This is a genomic window from Streptomyces sp. NBC_01306, from assembly GCF_026340465.1.
Lineage (GTDB): Bacteria > Actinomycetota > Actinomycetes > Streptomycetales > Streptomycetaceae > Streptomyces.
This window is the reverse complement of the sequence record NZ_JAPEPC010000001.1, coordinates 1,833,450-1,851,878: the sequence shown is the minus strand read 5'-3', so window position 1 is coordinate 1,851,878 and position 18,429 is coordinate 1,833,450. Positions and strand designations below refer to the sequence as shown.

The following is an 18,429-nucleotide window of genomic DNA, read 5'->3' as shown; positions in this document are numbered from 1 at the left end:
AACTTGCTGTTGATGTTCACTCGTTCAGGTGGCTGACCTGGTGATGCACACTCCCCTCCCAAAACCACTGGAATGGTCAGAAGCCGTACCAGAGGTGGGAGTGCATCCTTGTGATCAGTCATCATCTCGGCGTCATGCGTGGACGAGTCAAGATTGTGAGCACCGGTGCAGAACAAGCGGCTTCGGGGCAACAGAGGCGTGCCACCCGAGCGCACCACCCGGGTACGCAGGCGCCTGGTCGCCGGTGTGGCCGTCGTCGGCCTCGCCGTGCTCGCGGCCAGTGCCCCTTCGGTCTACAGCACGTCGGCCGAACTGACCGACGCCCAGCGGCTGGTCACCCTCTCCGACCTGGACCAGCAGACCGTCTCGCTGGCGCACGACCTCGCGGACGAGCGGGACGACGTCACGGTCTACATCGCGGGTGGACGCGCCAAGAAGGACAAACTGGCAGCCGACCGGGCCACCCGTGTCGACAGCGACATCGAGGAGATCGGCGCCTCCGCACCGGCCGATCTCCGGCATGACCTCGCCACCCTGCCCTCCGTCCGCAGGACGGCCCTGACCGACAAGAGCAGCGCGCTCGAAGCCAACAAGGCGTACTCCGACCTGATCGAGAAGGTCCAGGAGACCTCGGGCCAACTCGCCGACCGCACACCGCCCGAGGACGCGGCCGCCACCCGCGCCGCGGCCGACCTCGGCCACGCGGTCGGGGAGGCCTCGCAGACCCGCGGGCTGCTGCTCGGCGCGCTGGCCGTCCCGCGCCCCGTCACAACCTCCGTGTACGACCCGGTGACCGGCACCTACGTGCAGAAGTCGGCTGACACCGGCGGCGCGGACGGCCGCACCCGGGACGCGCTGAGCGCGGCGGCCCAGCAGGCCAGGGTCCGCGAACTCGCCGCCCTCGCCGACTTCGACCAGGCCGCGGACCCCGCCGACCAGGAGTCGCTCGCCTCCACGGTCTCCGGCCCGGAGGTCAGCACCGCCGAGGGCTATCTCTCACGCCTGGCCGACCAGCCCACGCTCTCCGCGGCCGACCTCAAGACCAACCCGGCCAAGGCCGGCGCCGCGCTCGCGGCGCGCACCGATCAGATGCGCGGCGTCGAGGCCTCGCTCGCCACCCGGCAGGCAAAACGGATCGCCGCGCTCCGCGATGACGCCGTGACCGCCCTCGAACTGCGGATCGCCCTCGCCGGATTCCTGCTGCTCCTCACCATCGGGGTCGGCGCCGCCGTCGCCCGTACGCTCACCCGCCCGCTCGCGGTGCTCCGGATCGGCGCCGCGCGCCTGGCCGGCGCCCCCGAGTCGGAGGAGCCGATCGTCTTCACCGGCCGCAACGACGAGTTCGCCCAGGTCGTACGGTCCATCAACGCCCTGCACACCAGGGTGCTGACCGCGGACGCCCGCGCCGAAGCCCTCGCACGCGACCAGCGCGATCTGCGCGGCGGCCGGGACCGGTTCGACGCCGAGCGCGCCATGCTGGAGGCGGACACCGCCGAGGTCACCGCCCGCCTCGACCGGCTGCACCACACCGTCCGCGCGACCTTCGTCAACCTCTCGCTCCGCTCCCTCGGCCTGGTCGAGCGTCAGCTCACCGTCATCGAGGGCCTGGAGGAGCGCGAACAGGACCCCGAGGCGCTCGCCACCCTCTTCAAGCTCGACCACATGGCGACCGTGCTGCGCCGCCACAGCGAGAACCTGCTGGTCCTCGCGGGCACCGAGCACGGCCACGGACAGGGTTCGGGGCCGGTACCCCTGGTGGACGTGCTGCGTGCCTCGGTCAGTGAGATCGAGCGGTACGAACGCGTCGCCATCCAGTCCCTGCCGCCGCACGCCCAGATCGCGGGCTTCGCCGCCGACGACATCAGCCACCTCGTGGCCGAGCTGCTGGAGAACGCCACCGCGTTCTCGCCGCCGGAAGCCCATGTCCAGCTCTCCGGCTGGCTCCTGGAGAGCGGCGAGGTGATGCTCTCCGTGCAGGACGAGGGCATCGGCATGTCGCCCGGCCGGCGCACCGAACTCAACGCGCTGCTCGCCGACCCCGACGCGTCCCGTCCGGGCGCACCCGGCGACGAGCAGTCCGGACTCGGACTCCACGTGGCCTCGCTGCTGGCCAAGCGGCACGGCGTACGGGTCGAGCTGCGCGAGCAGAAGCAGGGCGGAGTGGCCGCGGTCGTCGTGCTGCCCGGCGCGCTGCTGCCGGACGGACCGCCGGTCGCACCGTCGCACTTCGTCCCCGACCCCGGCGCGGCACCTGTCATCAGCCTGCCGGGCTCGATGGCCGAGGCCAACTCCAACACGATCCCGACCAGGTCGCGTTACGAGATAGAGCCCGAAGCCCACGAGCGGACCCCCGACGAGGTGGACGAGCCGACCTTCACGATGCGGCGCCCCGTACCGGAGCCGGAGCCCGTACCCGGACCGGAGCCCGTGGCCGAGCCCGCGTACCGGCCCGGCCCGGCGGCCGCGGAACCCGACCCGGAGCCCGCCGCCGGCGGTGTCCCGGAGCAGGGGGCCGGGCGCATCACCGACAAGGGCCTGCCCAAGCGCGTTCCCAAGGTCACCAAGCCCGCCGGCACGGCCCCGAAGCAGCGCACCGGCAGTGTGGACGCCGCTGCCCTGCGCAGTAGGCTCGGCGGCTTCCACCAAGGAGCGAAGGACGGCCGCAAGGACGTCGAAACGGAGATCTCGGAGCAGAGATCGGATGTTGTACCTACCGATGACGCGGGGGACAGTGTCGAGGAGGCACGCAGTTGACTGCGCCCAGCACATTCGGACTCAGCAGTGAAGCCCGGAACCTGCACTGGCTGTTGAAGAATCTCGTGGAGGAGGTCCCAGGGCTCCGTTCCATCGCCGTCGTCTCGTCCGACGGGCTGATGCTGCTCTCGTCGGACCCCGAGGTCTCGGCAGCCGGTCAGGCCCGGCCCGTCCGGCAGAGCGGCCCCAAGGGGTCGTCCGCCGACCTGGCCACGATCGTCTCCGGCATCGGCAGCCTCACCATCGGCGCCGCCAAGCTGATGGACGGCGGAGGCGTCAAGCAGACGATGGTCGCGATGGAGGAGGGCAGCGTCTTCGTGATGTCCATCAGCGACGGATCGCTGCTGGGCGTCCACGCCACACCGGACTGCGACATGAGCGTCGTCGCGTACCACATGGCGCTCTTCGTCGGCCGTGCCGGTCATGTCCTCACCCCCGAACTCCGCAGCGAGCTGCGCAAATCGATGGAGAGCGCCCAGTGACCCCGGCCCTCCCGGTCCGTAACCCGGACCGCCGCCCCGCGCGAGTGCGCCCGTACTCGCTCACCGGCGGCCGCACCAAATTCGGCCACATCCTCTTCGTGGAGACCTTCGTGGCCGCGATCGAAGCGTCCCCGGAGCGCCCGGAGCTGGCCAACGGCCCCGCGCGCCTCATGCCGGAGATGCGCGCCATCGTCGAGATCTGCCGCCGGATGCGCACCGTCGCGGAGATCTCGGCGCTGCTCAAGATGCCGCTGGGCGTCGTCCGCGTCTTGCTCAGCGACCTCGCAGACCAGGGAAAGATCCGTGTGTACGGTACCGGGCACGGCGAAGGCCAGCCCGACCGCGCCTTGCTGGAAAGGGTGCTGAGTGGACTCCGCCGTCTCTGAGACGCTGATCCCCGCCGAGGCCAATGAGTCCGTCCAGGCCTGGCAGAACGACCGCACCCGGGCCCCCATATCCACCAAGATCGTGGTGGCAGGCGGCTTCGGCGTGGGAAAGACGACCTTCGTCACCTCTGTCTCGGAGATCACCCCGCTCCAGACCGAGGCCCTGATGACCCAGGCGAGCGAGGAGACCGACGACCTCAGCGCCACGCCGGACAAGCTGACCACCACGGTCGCGATGGACTTCGGGCGGCTGACGCTCGACGACGACCTGGTGCTGTACGTGTTCGGCACACCGGGGCAGCAGCGCTTCTGGTTCATGTGGGACGACCTGGTGCGCGGGGCGATCGGCGCGATAGTGCTCGCGGACACCCGCAGGCTCGCCGACTGCTTCCCCGCGCTCGACTACTTCGAGAGCTGCGGGCTCCCCTACATCGTCTCGGTCAACCACTTCGAAGGCACACCCGGCTTCGAGGCGCAGGACGTGCGGGAGGCTCTGACGATTCCCCCGCACGTGCCTGTACTGATCATGGACGCGCGTAACAGAATGACGGTGGTCGAGTCACTGCTTGCCCTGGTGGGGCACGCACTCGACACCACCCCCGAATAGGAGAACAACCCGCCATGCGGAAGATACTCATCGTCGGAGCCGGCCAGTCCGGGCTCCAGCTGGCTCTTGGCCTCCAGACCCAGGGCTACGAAGTCACGCTCATGTCCAACCGCACGTCCGATGAGATCCGCTCCGGCAGGGTCATGTCCACGCAGTGCATGTTCCACACGGCGCTCCAGCACGAGCGCGACCTCCAGCTCAACTTCTGGGAGTCCCAGGCGCCGAAGATCGAGGGCCTCGGCGTCTCGGTGGCCGCCCCGGACTCCTCCCGCGCGATCGACTGGGTCGGCAAGCTCGACGGTTACGCCCAGTCCGTCGACCAGCGCGTGAAGATGGCCGGCTGGATGGAGTCCTTCGCACAGCGCGGCGGCCAGCTGGTCATCCACGGTGCGGCAGTCTCCGACCTGGACTTCTTCGCCCGGACGTACGACCTGGTGATGGTCTCGGCGGGCAAGGGCGAGCTGGTCTCGATGTTCGGCCGGGACGCGGCGCGCTCGCCGTTCAGCGTGCCGCAGCGGGCGCTTGCGGTGTCGTATGTGCACGGCATGGGCGTACGCCCCGAGCACCCCGAATTCGACGCGGTGCGCTGCAACTTGGTCCCGGGCGTCGGCGAGCTCTTCGTGATGCCCACCCTCACCAACAGCGGCCGCGCGGACATCCTCTTCTGGGAGGGCGTGCCCGGCGGCCCGCTGGACGCCTTCCAGGGCATCAAGGACCCCTCCGAGCACCTGGCCCTCACGCTCGAACTCATGGAGAAGTTCACGCCCTGGGAGTACGCGCGGGCCACCAAGGTCGAACTGACCGACGCGGGCGGCACCCTCTCCGGCCGGTACGCCCCCACGGTCCGCAATCCCATCGGGCGGCTGCCCGGCGGCGGCCTGGTCCTCGGCGTCGCCGACGTGGTCGTGGCCAACGACCCGATCACCGGCCAGGGTTCCAACTCGGCGTCGAAGTGCGCGGCCGCCTACCTCTCCTCCATCGTCGAGCGGGGCGACCAGCCGTTCGACGAGGCGTGGATGCAGCAGACGTTCGACCGCTACTGGGAGACGGCGCAGCACGTCACCAAGTGGACGAACGCGATGCTGGGCGTCCCCCCGGAGCACGTGCTGAACCTCATCGGGGCGGCGGGCCAGCTCCAGCCGGTGGCGGACCGTTTCGCCAACGGGTTCAACAACCCGGCCGACTTCGAGAACTTCTTCTTCGACCCGGAGAAGACGAACGCGTACCTGGCCTCGGTCACGGGGGCCTGACAGCCGGAACGCCGGGAATGCCGGGAACGCCGTAACGCCTGGCCGTCTGACCGCAGTTGGGCCCGGCGCCGGTGCACCGCCCCGGTGCACCGCCCCCGCCTCGCGCGCTCCCGTGCAGGCGGTCCGTCGTTTCAGGCGTCAGGGCGGACGGCGCCGAGGATCGGGTTCGACGCGATCGGCGAGACCTTCACGTCGGCGCCGGGGCGGGGTGCCTGGACGACCTTGCCGCCGCCGATGTACAGCGCGACATGGGTGGCCCCCGGGAAGTAGACGATCAGGTCGCCGGGGCGCAGGGACCGCAGCGAGACCCTGGGCAGCCGGCGCCACTGCTGCTGGCTGGTCCGGGGAATCGTGCGCCCGGCGTGCGCCCAGGCACGCCAGGTCAGCCCCGAGCAGTCGAAGGAGCGGGGGCCCTCGGCGCCCCAGAGGTACGGCTTGCCGACCTGGGCGAGTCCGTACGCCACGGCCCGGGCGCCGCGCGTCGACGCCGAAGCCTGCGGTCCGTTCAGCGCCCCGGAGGCGTCCAGCGCGCCCTGGGCGGCGGTCGTATCGGCGTCGTCCTGCGCCTGTACGTCGGACGCTTCGCCGGGGGAGAGCCCGGCGAGCAGCGCTTCCGCCTCGCGCAGACGGGCCTGGGCCGTCTTGTACTGCTGCTTCTGCCGGGCGACGAGTGCCTGCTTCTTCTGCAGTGCGGCACGTGACGCGGTGTCGAGTTTCCCGGCGTGCGCCTCGGCCTTCTGGAGCCGGCGGGCCTTGGCCATCAGATCGGCCGATGCCCGCTGAATCTGGTGGCCCGCGTCGAGAGCCTGCTGGGGGTCGCCGCCCAGCATCAGACTGATGTAGGGGGACAGCCCGGACTGGTCCTGATACTGCTCGCGCGCCAGCCGGCCGGCGGCGTTCCGGCTCTGGGCGAGCTCCATCCGCGCCTTCACCAGTCCGGCGCCGACGCTGTTCGCCTTGGCCTGCTGGCGCTTGAGTGCCTCCGTGGTGGCGCGGTAGGTCTGCCCGGCCTGCTCGGACTGCTGGTAGAGGGTCCGGAGCCGGGTCAGGGTGGCCTCGGCCGGGGTACGGGGAGCGGCGGGCGCGACTCCGGGCGCGCCGGGAGCCGGGTCGGTCACTCCGGGGCCGGCCAGGCCGGGTTCGCCCAGGCGGCCCGGATCGGCCGCGGCGTCACCCGGGGCGGCCGGGCTACCGGTGCCGGTGGCCCCGGTCCGGCCGTCGGCGGCGCCGGGAGTGGCTGGAGTGGCGGGACCGGTGGGGGCGGGCGAGGCTGCCGGGCCCGGTTCCGGGACGGGGCTGCCGAGGCCGACCGGAACGGCGAGTGCGGGGGTCGCACCGACGACCACCGTGGCCAGTGCCGTCGTACAGATGAACCGCAGCAGTCTTCCTGACACCACATCACCTCTGCTTCCGGAGTGGACCGTCCACCCCGGACCGAGCCTGCGGTGAAGCCGGCGGTGTCACCTCACGGGTGGGCGAATCGGCCCAATCCGGTCACCCGGACAGGTTGGATCCGGTTGCGGGGACCGGCCCGATACCACCCGGCGGGCCACCGGCTCACCCGGAACCGCTGCCCGGCCCACCGCCTGACTCGGCATCAGCATCAGGCCCCTCGTCCGGCTTCCTGTCCGGCGTCCTGTCCGATGTCCTGTCCGGTTTCACGTCGGGCTTCACGTCCGGTTGCACGTCCGGTTTCGACCAGGGCCACTTCAGCGTGCGGGGCCGGCCGTCCGGTGCGTACGCGTACTTCCAGCCGTGCTGAATCCCGAGACGCCTGGTATGGCCGGCCGGGGTGCGGACATAGACGAGTACGGTCGGCGGCCCGCCCCCGGCGTCCGGGACGGGAACCTCGTACACCTTGGGCGGCTGACCGGTCGGGCCGAGCAGGACGGGCAGGATCCGCCCGTCCAGCGGACCGCCCTCGAACAGGGTCTCTTCGCTCTTCACCGGGCCAGTCTGACGCAGCACCCCGGCAGCCCCGCGGTCGGACAGCCGTAGCGGAAGGACAGCCCTAGCGGAAGGACAGCGGTAGCGGAAGGACAGCGGTCGCGGATGGCGGCCCGGCCGCCACGGACGCAGCACCCCGGCCGCCACGGACGCAGCACCCCGGCCGCCACGGACGGCGCCCGCCTCTTCGCTGAGGCGCCCCCCCGCTGACGCGGTGCCCGCGTCAGACGCCGCCCAGCAGCCGCGCGGCCTCGTCCACCACGGGCAGCAGCCGGTTGGCCAGGACTCCGACCGCGCCTTCGGGCCGCTCGTCGGCCAGCGCGGTCCTGACGGCCGCCGCGGCCTGAGGGTCCGTCCCGGCCGTCGCCGCCAGCAGCGCGATGAGATGGTCGATCAGCCAGTCGCGCAGCTCACCGACGGGCGGCTGCTTCTCCTCGTCCAGCCAGATCAGCGAGGCGGCCTCGACGGCGGCGATCCAGGTCCGCACCATCATGCGCAGCCGCGGACCTGGTGCGCCGACCCCGAGGTGGACGAGGATCTGCTCGGCCGCGGCCCGCCGCACCTCGTCCACGATCGCCCCGGTGCGGGACGTCTCGGCGACGCTGCCGCCCTGGAGCAGCGCCGAGAACCCGGCGTCGTGCTCGTCCACGAAGGCGAGATAGCGGTCGAGCACCCGTGCCAGCCGTACGGTGAGCGGGCCGGTCTGCGGCTCGGCGAAGCAGAGTTCGAGCTGGTCGGCCGCCGAGCGCAGCGCCTTCTCGTACAACTGCTGCTTGCCGCCGGGGAAGTAGCGGTAGACGAGCGGCCGGGAGACCCCGGCCGCCTCGGCGACGTCGTCGAGCGAGACCTCGTCGGGCGCCCGGTGCGCGAAGAGCGACAGGGCCGCGTCGAGGAGCTGGACACGGCGCTCCTCGACGCTGAGGCGTCGGTACGCGGGGATCGCTGCGGGGGTCATGACCGCAGCGTAATCCCGGTGTTCACGGCGGGGCACGTTCCGGGGAGCGCCCCGGATCCGGCCGCCGCGGCGCCACCGCCATACTGCGAGTGATCGTTCCGCGATTCCGGCCGGCGTTCGCCCGGTCTCCGGTCCCGCCCCGAACCGAAGGGAACCCCCACGTGTCCTCGGCTCTTCCCGTCCTCACGCACACCTCCGTCGTCATCATCGGGGCCGGTCCCGCCGGGCTCGTGGTGGCGAACCGGCTGCACGACAGCGGCGTGGACTGCGTGCTGCTGGAAGCGGAGAGCAGAGATTTCATCGAGCGCCGGCCGCGTGCCGGGTTCATGGAGGAGTGGGCGGTACGGGCGCTCGCCGAGCACGGCCTCGCGGAGCGGATAGCCGTCCAGGCCGAGACCCAGGGCGAGTTCGAGTTCCGGTTCGGCGGCGAGCGGCACACCGTGCCGACGGCCGAGCTGTCCGGCCGGCGGCATTTCGTCTATCCGCAGCCGCGGCTGGTGACCGATCTGATCGCCTCGTACGCGGACAAGGGAGCGGGCGACGCCCGCTTCGGCGTCCGGGACGTACGTCTTGACGGCATCGGCGGCGACCGGCCCGTGGTCTCGTACACCGACCCGCTGACCGGCTCGCGGCACCGCGTCGTGTGCGACTACGTGGCGGGCTGCGACGGCGCACGGGGAGTCGCGCGGGCCGCGATACCCGAGGGCCGGGTCACGGTCAGCCGCCGCGACGACGGGGTCGCCTGGCTGGCGCTGCTCGCCCAGGCACCGCCGTCCGCGGACGGCGTGGTCTTCGGCATCCACGAGCGCGGGTTCGGCGCCCATATGGCCCGCGGCCCCGAGGTCACCCGGTACTACCTCCAGGTCCCGCCCGGCGACACCCCGGACGACTGGCCGCACGAGCGCGTCTGGCACGAACTGCACACCCGCCTCGCCGCGGACGGGGCCCGTCCGCTCACGGAGGGAACGCTCGTGGAGAAGGTGGTCCTGGACATGCACAACTACGTGGTGGAGCCGATGTCCCACGGCCGTCTCCATCTCGCGGGCGACGCGGCACATCTGGTCGCACCGATCGCGGCGAAGGGGATGAACCTCGCGATCCACGACGCGCTGCTGCTCGCGGACGCGCTGATCGCGGCCACCCCGGGCGCCGACTCCGACGACGATGACAACGGCGCCGGGCTCGCCGGGTACTCGGAGGCGGCCCTGCGGCGCGTCTGGCAGTACCAGGAGTTCTCGCAGTGGCTCTCGGACGTACTGCACGGGGCATCGTCGGGCGACCGCTTCCGTGCGGGCACGGCGCGGGCCCGGCTGGGGCGAATCCTGGAATCCGGAACCGCGGCCAGGGCGTTCGCGGGGCAGTACATGGGGGAGGAAGGCGGGCGGTGACCGCGGATGGCCGGCGCAGTCACGGTACGAGGTAGATCTCTGCCCACACCACCTTGCGGGGGACGGGCCCCAGGACCACGCCTCAGCGGTCGGCGAGCAGGTCGCGACGATCACGGCAGGGGCTCCGTCGCAGTAAATCCGGCATTCACTGCGGCAGTTGTGCATACGTCTCTGCAATCGAGCATCTTCCCGTATGCGGTTCTGCTGTGCGGACTTGAGGGGAAGGGACTGTCAGTGCCCGACGCCGACCAGGCCAGGTGCCAATGGAGGGCCTGGGTCATACCCCAGGCCCTCCGTCACGGGCAGGCACTCGGCGAGCAGGTCGACGACGTCGCGCCAGGCTCGCTGCGCGTGCTGTGGGTGGTAGCCGACGCCGGGGACCATGGGGTGGTCGACCGGCGGGTGGTGGAAGGCGTGCAAGGCGCCGCCGTAGACCGAGAGGCGCCAGTCGACGCCCGCGGCCTGCATCTCGGCGGTGAACGCGTTCCGTCGCACGGGCGGCATGATCGGGTCTTCCGACCCGACCCCGGCCCACACCGGGCAGCGAATGCGCGCCGCCTCGCCCGGTCGGCCCGTGGTAGTTGCGTTGACTGTCCCGATCGCGCGCAGGTTGACGCCATCGCGCCCGAGTTCCAGCCCGATGGCGCCCCCGGTGCCGTAGCCGACGGCGGCGATCCGGTCGGGGTCGGTCCGCGGTTCGGTGCGCAACACGTCGAGCGCCGCATGGCCGATGCCCCGCATCCGGTCGGGATCAGCGAGCAGCGGCAGGCAACGGGCCAGCATCTCCTCGGGGTCGCCCAAATAGCGCCCGCCGTGAAGGTCGAAGGCCAGCGCTACATATCCCAGCTCGGCGAGAGTATCGGCCCGGCGACGCTCGACGTCGCTGAGCCCCATGCCCTCTGGCCCGATCAGCACCGCGGGCCGGCGGTCGACGCCGGCCGGGAGCGCGAGGTGCCCGATCATCGTCAAACCGTCGGCCGGATACTCGACCGTACGCGTCGTAATCGTCGTCATGAGACGGGACTGTAGTGATCGTCGAGCCCGGTCCGGCCGCTGTTCTGCCGCTGGCAGAACAGCGCGCGCCCCGAAAGCCTCACAGAGAGCGAACAGTTGCGGCTCAAGGCCGTGCTGGCCCACTGCCCGGAGCTGGACCCCTCACCAGGCACGTCCGGTCCTTCGCCCGAATGCTCACCGAGCGCGAGGGCGAACGGCTACCGGAGTGGCTCGACGCCGTCCGCAAGGACGGCCTGCCCAGCCTCCACACCCTCGCCGCAGGCATCGACCGCGACCGGGATGCCGTCATCGCCGGCCTCACCCTGCCCTGGAGCTCGGGGGTCGTCGAGGGTCACGTCAACCGCATCAAGATGCTCAAGCGCCAGATGTTCGGCCGGGCCGGCTTCCGACTTCTCCGCAAACGAGTTCTGCTGTCGTAAGGAGAGCGGCAGCACATATTCAGCCATAACCCGTTCTTGTTCGTGAGATGACCGGCACCAAGTTGGTCAGTACAAGACGCGATCCATATTCACCCGGTGATCAGAGACCCACTGATACGCCTCCTGCACCTCTGTCACTGCCCCAACGTCACGGAGACGGATCATCGCAAGGTCTCCAGAGTCCGCAGCAGCCTCAATACCGCGCCAACACCTCTCCTGCCACCACAAGATCGCAGAGACGAGATCACGCCGCTCCACGAGCTCATAACTGTCAGCGATCAACCGCAACTTTCGCGCAGCTTCGGAGGCGTCTTCGACGCTGGGCCCGAGTCCGAGGTACTGCCAACAAACGTGGGCGACATCATGGATGCGCGCTCCTGGGGCTGCCAGATCCCAGTCGATAAAGGCCACCGGGCGCAAGGCGCCGCTGACAGGTCGATAGACCGTGTTCTTGGGCGAGAGGTCGTTATGACATACGACCTCATGTGATCCGGCCAGTGCCGTGCCTGCCGTCAGGTCGTGGAACTCCCGCACAAGCTGCGTGACCCGCAGCAGACTCTCGTCGGAGTACACGGCCGGCGGCTGCTGTGGTTCCCAGGCCACATGCCCTTCGAGGTAGGTGAGGACCTCCCGGCCCTCCTCGTCGATGCCGCAGTAGCGCGGTGCACCGGGCCAGCCGCTGGCCTCAAACATCTTCAGCAGGTCGCCGATGAACCCCGTACTGGCCGATGCGGGCCGGCGCACCGTGGCGCCGACGCGCACCACGTGATTGATAAAGCCACCAGGCAAGGACGACCCACCAGGCAAGGACGACTCAGACATCCCTCTACCGTGCACGATCTTGACCTCGAACTCTCAGCAAATTCCACGTTACTCAACGTGTGCGCGTCACGGGATGTGTGCCAGAGCCCGTTCCCATACACATCGCCAGGGCCGATCCGACTGCCTCCCGAGACGGTGAACAACTGCTGTCGATAGTCGGGTTCGGGTGGGATCACTGGAACGCAGGCCCACACCCGTCAATTCCTCATCGCCCGGCCATTCAGGGCCAGTTGCTACAGCCCCATGGCTCGTTGGCATTCCTTGAGAGCGAAAGAACCGAAATCGTCTCCGACTCTCTCCATGCTGTCGCGGTCCGGTAGTCCCGGATTCCATGCGCACACGGGGTACTCGCCAGCATGATCTTCCCGGGAGGCGTCAAGAACAACGTATGCCCACACGTCGTCGACCATGACGACGATGAGGTCATGTGGCAGTCCGACCTCTCTTCGGGCCTGCAGAGTCTGCCCGACAGATCCCAGCAGGACATCCCCAAGGGCAGACGTCTTGTACACCCCGATGAACTCAGTCCCGGCAATGTCCCAGGTACCGAACTCTGAGAGGAGGCATCTGTAGGACGGCGGGAACACGAGGCCGAGCTTGCGCTCCGCGGTGGCAAGCGTCCTCGCGTCGCAGCCGTCACCGTGGTTCGTGGCGCCCTCGTTCTCGCGAACCATTCGGATGACCCGCTTGCTTGCCGACACAGCTCTCGTCACTCGGATTACTTCTCTCTGCTCCACCGGCCGTCTTCAGCCGCTGCCGCCTGCCGCCTGCCGCCTGCCGCCTGCCACCTGCCGGCTCCGCGTAGGCGCCGGAGCGCGTCGCTCGGCGCTACGCCCGGGGTGTGCCGTCCCAGCGCCATGAGGTCAGACGCGGGCGTCCGGGCAGTTCGGCGCGTCCGGTGGCCCACAGCAGGGTCGGCCAGGGATCCGTGGACTCCAGGGCGTTCGGAAACAGCCGGGCGAGTACCCGTGAGCACAGATCGGCGGGTGGGTTCCAGGCAAGCCCGAGCCCTTGGGTCAGGTCGTGCGTGTGCACCAGGGTCTCCACGATGCCCATCGCGGCGAAGCCCTCGGGGTCGGAGATGCCGAATGCGTGGTGGGCGCGGACCTCTGGGGGAGTCGTGCGGACCATGGCGACCAGTAGTGCGCCACTCGCCTCCAGCACCTGCAACAGTCCCGTGGGCCCGGCTTCACGGTCCGCGTGAATGGCGTTCGCGGGGCCGCCGGGCCGCCGGCTCTCCCACACGAAAGGCACCTCGCCATCCAAGGGCGGTGTTCTGGGGCCCAGTTGTGCGGCGTATGCGAAGAGGTCGTCGCTGAGGTGCTCGACGGTCTCCCAGCAGTTCCATTCCAGCGAACCCGCCTTCTCGTCCCACACGGCTGGGGGCGCCTTGCGGAGGACCGCCAGCGCGAGCTGCACGGCAAGGTCGAGGTCGTCCGCGGTCACGGGGGACGGGGAAGGGCCAATCTCGGCTGATCGGGACATGGCAGGACCGTATCCCGGCTTGAAGGAGTCGAGGGAGCCACGCCTGTCTTTGATCACGGCCCGCGCAACCCGGCGAACTCGGCCCCGGCGATTCCCCGGTGCCGAACTCCATGCAGCGCATCCTCGACCTGACCGCGGCGATATGCGATATGGCTCAACGACCACGCCGGGCAGAACGACCACGCAGGACAGGACGTCCTACGCTCGCCGACCCCGTTCGGTCACTGACGTTCGCCGTCATTCGATCGAGGTGTCTGACAGCGAACCCGGTCGATCTGGCTTCCCTATCGGTGAACCTGGTCGCCTTTCGGCCCGATGCCGTTGATCCTGGCCGGAGTTCCGTCCGGGGCGTACGCGTGGTGGAAGGTGAAGGCGTGCGGCGCGGAGCCGTGGTCGTGGAGGTGTTCCAGCCTGGAAACCCCGTCCTGCCAGGTGGGTGTCACGCCGTCGGAGACCCACCAGAGCACGTGACTCGGGTGTCCTGTCCTCTCGAACCAGTCGTAACGCCTGTTCAGCGCCTCACGGTGCAGACCGGTATAGATGGCGTCGAAGGCGGGGTGCAGGTCGGTCCAGAGTGAGAGGGTCGCGGCCAGGGCGGTGGTTTCCACCGTATGGCCCTTGCCGTACCAAGTCGGTACAGCGAACTCTCCCCATATACCCCAGTCCGCCCCGAAGAGCTCGCCCAGGTCGCCGTTTGCCGCTTCGGCATGCGCGAGGTATCCGGGGTGCTGACTGATTTTCCGGTAGACGGCCTCACCGATGTCGTAGAACTCGCGCGTGAGGGGGGTGGGATCGGCGAGAGGTGACTTCAGGACGCCGAATGTGTACAGAACAAGATGGGGCATGCGTCTCTCCCTGGTTGGGGGTGCCTGGTGTGGGCCCGGTTCGGTGCCTTACGCATGGGGGCGGGGAATCGTGGGGCATGACCAACTCGTCGCGTCACGGGTGGCTCAGCCTGAAGGAACCCCTGTGCGGCCGTGGGCGACCGCTGAAGACCAGGTGAAGGTAGCTGCCTCTGCGGTCCATGTCGAAGTTGCGCTTTCCCCGTCCAAGTGGCTCCGTGCACACGTCCTTACGGGAACTGGGGTGGGTGTCGCGACGGCCGCTGGAACGGAAGTGGTCGAGTACAGACGGAAGTGGCCGAGTGCAGGCGTTACCCCGCCAGTGGGGCCGTGCGGTCGAGGAAGGTCCTTACTGTCGCGCCCAGTTCAGCCTGATGCGTGATGTAGAAGTCGTGGTGGCCGTCGATCGTCACGACTTCCGTGCCGGGCCGGCGACGGATCATCTCCTCTGCGTGCCGGCGCGGGACGACCGCGCTGTGTCTGCCCCGTACGACCATCAGCGGCTGCTTGGCGCCGGTGAAGTCGTCCCACCAGTCGCCTCGGACCGCGGCCTTGGCGGCCTGGACCTCGTCGGCCCGCCACAGGAATCGCCAGCCCTCCGGTTCCTCCACCGCGCTCTCGGTGAAGTGCCGGGGCTCGTCCACGAACGCGAGCGCGTCCAGCATCGCGCACATGCTCGGGAAGTGCGTCGGGAGCGCGCGCAGCTGATCGTCGCCCAGCGACGCCCGGTATTCCGCCGGGAAGTCCAGCACGACCACGGCCGAGACCAGTTCCGGTCGCCTCGCGGCCAGTTGGTATGCGGTGATGCCGCCCAGCGAGTGTCCGACGGCCGCGACGGGGCCGAGTCCGAGGTGTTCGACGAGCGCTGCCGCGTCGGCGATGTAGCCATCGCGACCGTAGTCGTCGGGGTGGTCGGAGAGGCCGTGTCCGCGCTGGTCGAGTGCGATGAGCCGGTAGCCGGGTCCGAGGTGGGTGGCGAGCCCGAGCATGGAACGGCCGCGTCCGTAGGCGCCGTGCAGTGCGAGGACGGGGCGGCCTGCGCCGCCCAGGTCGATATAGGCGAGCCGTATGCCGTCCGGAGTGTGGAAGTGCCGCGTGGTTGCCGTCGTCATGGTTTTGACTCTAACAGAGGTAACTCTATTCGAGTTAAAGTTCCCGATGCGGCTACCCTGGGCAGCCACGACGACCGCGAAGTACGCACCCCGGAGGCCCGGTGCTCACCCTCTGCATCCTCGGATTCCTCAACGAGGAGCCCCTTCACGCGTACGACCTGCGTGCCCGCATCTCCGGGCTCAGCGGCCACGTGCGTCCCGTGAGCGACGGCGCCCTCTACCCCGCGATCAAGCGCCTGGAAGCCGCCGGACACCTCACCCGCCACACCGAGCCCGGTGAACGGGCCACTCCTCGCCAGGTCCTCTCCCTCACCGAATCCGGCCGCGCCGAACTCATGCGCCGTCTGCGCGAGCCCGCCGAACTCGAAGTCACCGACCGCAATTCCTTCTTCATCCTGCTCGCCTTCCTCGGCCAGTTGCCGAGCCCCGCCGACCAGGTGCACGTACTACGTCGCCGCCTCGCATTCATGGACGAGCCCGGCAGCTACTTCTACGAGGACGGCCGCCCGCTGCGCGCCCGCGAGATGACCGACCGCTTCCGCCGCGGGATGCTCCAACTCGCCCACGCCACCAGCAAGGCCGACCACGCCTGGCTGGAGCGCACCATCGCCGAGCTGGCACAGCCCACTCGGTAGGGCTTCGTGAGGCAGCGGCACCGTCTGCTGATTCCGGCGGGTCAGCACCTCTGACAGCGTTCGCCCACGATGGTTCAGGCGACGAGCAGGCGTTCAGGCTACGAGCAGGCGGAGGCCGAGCTCTGCCGTGTCGAGATCGACGAGGTCACCGTTGCGCTCGGCCCACCGGCCCGAGGAAAGGTCGTCGCGGAGCCCGTTCACGGCCCGCTGCTCTGCCTCCGGCCCGACTCTGGTCCACACCGACACCGCGCGGCGCACATGTTCGTCCAGATACGCCTCGGGCCTGCGCCAGCAGGCCTCCAGGAAGCCGTCGGCGCAGTCCCACGGGATGAGCACCGGCTCCATGCGGGCTCCGATCGAGCGGGCCGGCTGGTCAACCGAGGGGCGGCCGGCGACGAGGCCGGCGACCTCAGGCAGGTAGTCGCGGGTGAGCCAGAACCGGTGACGCCAGCCGTTGTCACTGGCGTCGTGTGTGAGCACCACTACGCGGCGGGCCACGCGCCGCATCTCACGCAGCCCGGCGATCGGGTCGTGCCAGTGATGAACGGTGCTGAAGGCCATCGCGGCGTCGAAGGACCGGTTCTCGAACGGGAGGTTCTCCGCACCGGCGGCCACACACGGCGCCGCGCCCACGGGACGCTGTGTCCGCATGACCGCCGGCGGTTCCGCCGCGGTCACGTCGCGGTCGGGGGGCTCGTAGGAGCCGGTGCCGGCCCCGACGTTCAATACGGTCCGTGCGTCCCCGAGTGCGTCCCATACCCGCGCGGCGATCCGCGGCTCGGTGCGCCGCGTCGCCGGGTAAGCGGACCCGATGACCTCGTACAACTGCGCGCCGAACGCCCTGAGTTGGTCCTCTGATGTCGTCCTGATGCCCATCGCCCGTGCCCTCAATTCCGTGTCTATGGCTGTCACCATGGCACCGGCGCGATCGCGCTGTTCCAGCAGCAGGCCACGCAGCCGGTGCAGGTGAGCGACCGCGTCGGTGCCCGGGTCGTCAATCAGATCCGCGATCTCGCGTAGTCCGAATCCCAGCCGCCGGTAGGCCAGCACCTCCCGCAGTCGCTCCACATCGCCCGCCGAGTACGTCCGGTAGCCGGCGGTGGTCCGCGCGGACGGCCGCACGAGGCCGATCTCGTCGTAGTGGTGCAGCGTGCGGACGCTCACGCCGGCCAGCTGTGCCACGCGTCCCACGGTCAGGTGTTCTTCCACGGCACCGACAATGCGGCATGACGCCACGTGAGGGTCAAGTGTTCGCCGAACGGCTCGGGCGGGCCGGTTCGGGAATGGGATGTCTGGGGCCCTGTGCGGCTGCCGTAAGTCGGTTCCCGCGAACGAGTATCGGGTGTCCACCAGTGTGGGCCGCGGAGGTTCGTGCTGGGCTTCGGTTACTGATGACCGGCGTGGTGAGCGGGCAGAGAGCATCGGGAGACCCCTTGGTGAAGCGGCCTCCCGATGCTGTTTTCAGTGCGTTCCCCGCATGGGGCCAAACCATGATGGGTCGTCCATCGTGCCCTCATCCTCATGCCACTGTGGAGGGGCCGAAACGACGAAGCTTCTCAGGTCGCCACCCAGCAAGAACAGACGCCCAGGCTTGACTTCCACCCCGTAGTCGAGGCCGGTCTTCCTGCATTCCTCGTCGTCGGCGCGACGGATGACCAAACTGTCGTAGCTGGGACGGAGAAGCATGAGATCGACGTTGGCGAAGTAGATTTCGATCCGGGTGTCCGGCGACCTGTCCTGGCTACTACGGAGGAGTAGCCTGCGATGACCGACAGCGTACTGCCAGACCCTGAAGTACCTGTCGGATCGGAAGATTTCGGAACCGGTGGACTCCGGTGTCATCTCACCCATTCAGTGCGTCCCAGTTCCGTTCGGGTATGTCCACTACTCTGCCCTCTTTTCTGCAGAACGTGATATCCGCCGCGTTGGCCGCGGTCCTTGCATCGGTTGCGCCTTCGCCGCGTCGGCGGCCTTGACCGCAGCGTCCCTCTTCGCGCCCGCGGTGGCCTCGGATAGGTTTGGCGGTGCCCGCGCTCTTCGTCCACGGCCGGCTCGGTGTCGAGATCCCGCTGGAGGTCTCCAGTACGCTGGCCGCGCTCCTCGTATTACTTCGGAGGGAGCAACAGATGTCTGTGAACAGCGACGATGTGTGCGTTGTTCTCGGTGCGACCGGCAAGCAGGGCGGTGCGGAACGCGCAAGCCGAGTCGAGCACTTCGAGAACAAGGGCCGCGTCGAGGAGCGCATCACCATGGTGGAGCCTGGTCACTCCCCCGGCAGAAATTCCGGAGGAGTGACGCGGCGCCTACGGTCCTACGTGGCGTTGATGTCGC

Annotated in this window: 18 protein-coding genes and 1 pseudogene; 8 read left to right on the top strand and 11 right to left on the bottom strand. The window is 69.5% G+C overall.

The window, feature by feature from the left end:
* Positions 1-198: 198 nt before the first annotated feature.
* Genes OG385_RS07870 through OG385_RS07850 form a run of 5 tightly spaced genes read left to right on the top strand, consistent with a single transcriptional unit; the run spans position 199 to position 5,479 of the window.
* Positions 199-2,754, top strand: a complete 2,556-nt coding sequence (locus OG385_RS07870; RefSeq protein WP_266853124.1) for a nitrate- and nitrite sensing domain-containing protein — start codon at positions 199-201, stop codon at positions 2,752-2,754.
* Positions 2,751-3,236, top strand: coding sequence for a roadblock/LC7 domain-containing protein (locus tag OG385_RS07865; RefSeq protein ID WP_266853123.1), 486 nt, complete (start codon positions 2,751-2,753; stop codon positions 3,234-3,236). Before OG385_RS07870 ends, OG385_RS07865 begins: the two co-directional genes overlap by 4 nt.
* Positions 3,233-3,622, top strand: coding sequence for a DUF742 domain-containing protein (locus tag OG385_RS07860; RefSeq protein ID WP_323183639.1), 390 nt, complete (start codon positions 3,233-3,235; stop codon positions 3,620-3,622). The genes OG385_RS07865 and OG385_RS07860 overlap by 4 nt, the downstream gene beginning before the upstream one ends.
* A complete protein-coding gene (locus OG385_RS07855) occupies positions 3,603-4,229 on the top strand; it encodes an ATP/GTP-binding protein (protein ID WP_266853121.1) in 627 nt (208 codons plus the stop codon). Before OG385_RS07860 ends, OG385_RS07855 begins: the two co-directional genes overlap by 20 nt.
* Before the next feature lie 14 nt (positions 4,230-4,243).
* Positions 4,244-5,479 (top strand): styrene monooxygenase/indole monooxygenase family protein, encoded by a 1,236-nt coding sequence (locus tag OG385_RS07850; RefSeq protein WP_266853120.1) that lies wholly within the window; start codon positions 4,244-4,246, stop codon positions 5,477-5,479.
* Between the two features lie 131 nt (positions 5,480-5,610).
* Here OG385_RS07850 and OG385_RS07845 read toward each other — a convergent pair whose 3' ends face one another.
* The 3 genes and pseudogenes from OG385_RS07845 to OG385_RS07835 form a co-directional block, all read right to left on the bottom strand.
* Positions 5,611-6,873: a C40 family peptidase gene (locus OG385_RS07845; RefSeq protein WP_266853118.1), complete on the bottom strand. Its 1,263-nt coding sequence runs from the start codon at positions 6,871-6,873 to the stop codon at positions 5,611-5,613.
* Positions 6,874-7,168: 295 nt separating this feature from the next.
* Positions 7,169-7,426 (bottom strand): annotated as a pseudogene (locus OG385_RS07840) (hypothetical protein); the annotation flags it as partial.
* Positions 7,427-7,649: 223 nt separating this feature from the next.
* Positions 7,650-8,381 carry a TetR/AcrR family transcriptional regulator gene (locus OG385_RS07835; RefSeq protein ID WP_266853116.1) on the bottom strand — a complete coding sequence of 244 codons (732 nt, stop codon included), beginning with the start codon at positions 8,379-8,381 and terminating at the stop codon, positions 7,650-7,652.
* Between the two features lie 161 nt (positions 8,382-8,542).
* Here OG385_RS07835 and OG385_RS07830 point away from each other — a divergent pair, with 161 nt between their 5' ends.
* Positions 8,543-9,769, top strand: a complete 1,227-nt coding sequence (locus tag OG385_RS07830; protein WP_266853114.1) for a 4-hydroxybenzoate 3-monooxygenase — start codon at positions 8,543-8,545, stop codon at positions 9,767-9,769.
* Positions 9,770-10,000: 231 nt separating this feature from the next.
* On the opposite strand, the gene OG385_RS07825 is transcribed toward OG385_RS07830, so the two are convergent.
* Positions 10,001-10,783: a dienelactone hydrolase family protein gene (locus OG385_RS07825; protein ID WP_266853112.1), complete on the bottom strand. Its 783-nt coding sequence runs from the start codon at positions 10,781-10,783 to the stop codon at positions 10,001-10,003.
* Between the two features lie 170 nt (positions 10,784-10,953).
* Here OG385_RS07825 and OG385_RS07820 point away from each other — a divergent pair, with 170 nt between their 5' ends.
* Positions 10,954-11,202 (top strand): transposase, encoded by a 249-nt coding sequence (locus tag OG385_RS07820; protein ID WP_266853110.1) that lies wholly within the window; start codon positions 10,954-10,956, stop codon positions 11,200-11,202.
* A 66-nt stretch (positions 11,203-11,268) separates the two neighbouring features.
* Here OG385_RS07820 and OG385_RS07815 read toward each other — a convergent pair whose 3' ends face one another.
* The 5 genes from OG385_RS07815 to OG385_RS07795 all read right to left on the bottom strand — a co-directional run bounded on the left by OG385_RS07815 (position 11,269) and on the right by OG385_RS07795 (position 15,463).
* Entirely contained in the window at positions 11,269-12,024 is a 756-nt protein-coding gene (locus OG385_RS07815) for a phosphotransferase family protein (RefSeq protein WP_266853108.1), read from the bottom strand.
* A gap of 233 nt (positions 12,025-12,257) precedes the next feature.
* Positions 12,258-12,761 (bottom strand): SMI1/KNR4 family protein, encoded by a 504-nt coding sequence (locus OG385_RS07810; RefSeq protein ID WP_266853107.1) that lies wholly within the window; start codon positions 12,759-12,761, stop codon positions 12,258-12,260.
* A gap of 91 nt (positions 12,762-12,852) precedes the next feature.
* On the bottom strand, positions 12,853-13,509 hold the full coding sequence (locus OG385_RS07805) for a DinB family protein (protein ID WP_266853105.1): 657 nt from the start codon (positions 13,507-13,509) through the stop codon (positions 12,853-12,855).
* 284 nt (positions 13,510-13,793) lie between these two features.
* A complete protein-coding gene (locus tag OG385_RS07800; protein ID WP_266853103.1) occupies positions 13,794-14,354 on the bottom strand; it encodes a DUF3291 domain-containing protein in 561 nt (186 codons plus the stop codon).
* A 308-nt stretch (positions 14,355-14,662) separates the two neighbouring features.
* Positions 14,663-15,463: an alpha/beta fold hydrolase gene (locus OG385_RS07795; RefSeq protein WP_266853101.1), complete on the bottom strand. Its 801-nt coding sequence runs from the start codon at positions 15,461-15,463 to the stop codon at positions 14,663-14,665.
* Positions 15,464-15,564: 101 nt separating this feature from the next.
* Here OG385_RS07795 and OG385_RS07790 point away from each other — a divergent pair, with 101 nt between their 5' ends.
* Positions 15,565-16,098, top strand: coding sequence for a PadR family transcriptional regulator (locus OG385_RS07790; RefSeq protein WP_266853099.1), 534 nt, complete (start codon positions 15,565-15,567; stop codon positions 16,096-16,098).
* 93 nt (positions 16,099-16,191) lie between these two features.
* Here OG385_RS07790 and OG385_RS07785 read toward each other — a convergent pair whose 3' ends face one another.
* Together OG385_RS07785 and OG385_RS07780 are read right to left on the bottom strand one after the other, a co-directional pair.
* Positions 16,192-17,280, bottom strand: a complete 1,089-nt coding sequence (locus OG385_RS07785) for a MerR family transcriptional regulator (protein ID WP_266853097.1) — start codon at positions 17,278-17,280, stop codon at positions 16,192-16,194.
* 279 nt (positions 17,281-17,559) lie between these two features.
* Positions 17,560-17,949, bottom strand: coding sequence for a hypothetical protein (locus tag OG385_RS07780; RefSeq protein ID WP_266853096.1), 390 nt, complete (start codon positions 17,947-17,949; stop codon positions 17,560-17,562).
* Positions 17,950-18,429: the final 480 nt, after the last annotated feature.

Excerpts from the sequence above, each read along its gene's own strand:
- OG385_RS07850 (WP_266853120.1), top strand. The coding sequence starts at position 4,244 with ATGCGGAAGATACTCATCGTCGGAGCCGGCCAGTCCGGGCTCCAGCTG.
- OG385_RS07835 (WP_266853116.1), bottom strand. The coding sequence starts at position 8,381 with ATGACCCCCGCAGCGATCCCCGCGTACCGACGCCTCAGCGTCGAGGAG.
- OG385_RS07825 (WP_266853112.1), bottom strand. The coding sequence starts at position 10,783 with ATGACGACGATTACGACGCGTACGGTCGAGTATCCGGCCGACGGTTTG.
- OG385_RS07820 (WP_266853110.1), top strand. The coding sequence starts at position 10,954 with ATGCTCACCGAGCGCGAGGGCGAACGGCTACCGGAGTGGCTCGACGCC.
- OG385_RS07815 (WP_266853108.1), bottom strand. The coding sequence starts at position 12,024 with ATGTCTGAGTCGTCCTTGCCTGGTGGGTCGTCCTTGCCTGGTGGCTTT.
- OG385_RS07805 (WP_266853105.1), bottom strand. The coding sequence starts at position 13,509 with ATGTCCCGATCAGCCGAGATTGGCCCTTCCCCGTCCCCCGTGACCGCG.
- OG385_RS07800 (WP_266853103.1), bottom strand. The coding sequence starts at position 14,354 with ATGCCCCATCTTGTTCTGTACACATTCGGCGTCCTGAAGTCACCTCTC.
- OG385_RS07795 (WP_266853101.1), bottom strand. The coding sequence starts at position 15,463 with ATGACGACGGCAACCACGCGGCACTTCCACACTCCGGACGGCATACGG.
- OG385_RS07780 (WP_266853096.1), bottom strand. The coding sequence starts at position 17,949 with ATGGGTGAGATGACACCGGAGTCCACCGGTTCCGAAATCTTCCGATCC.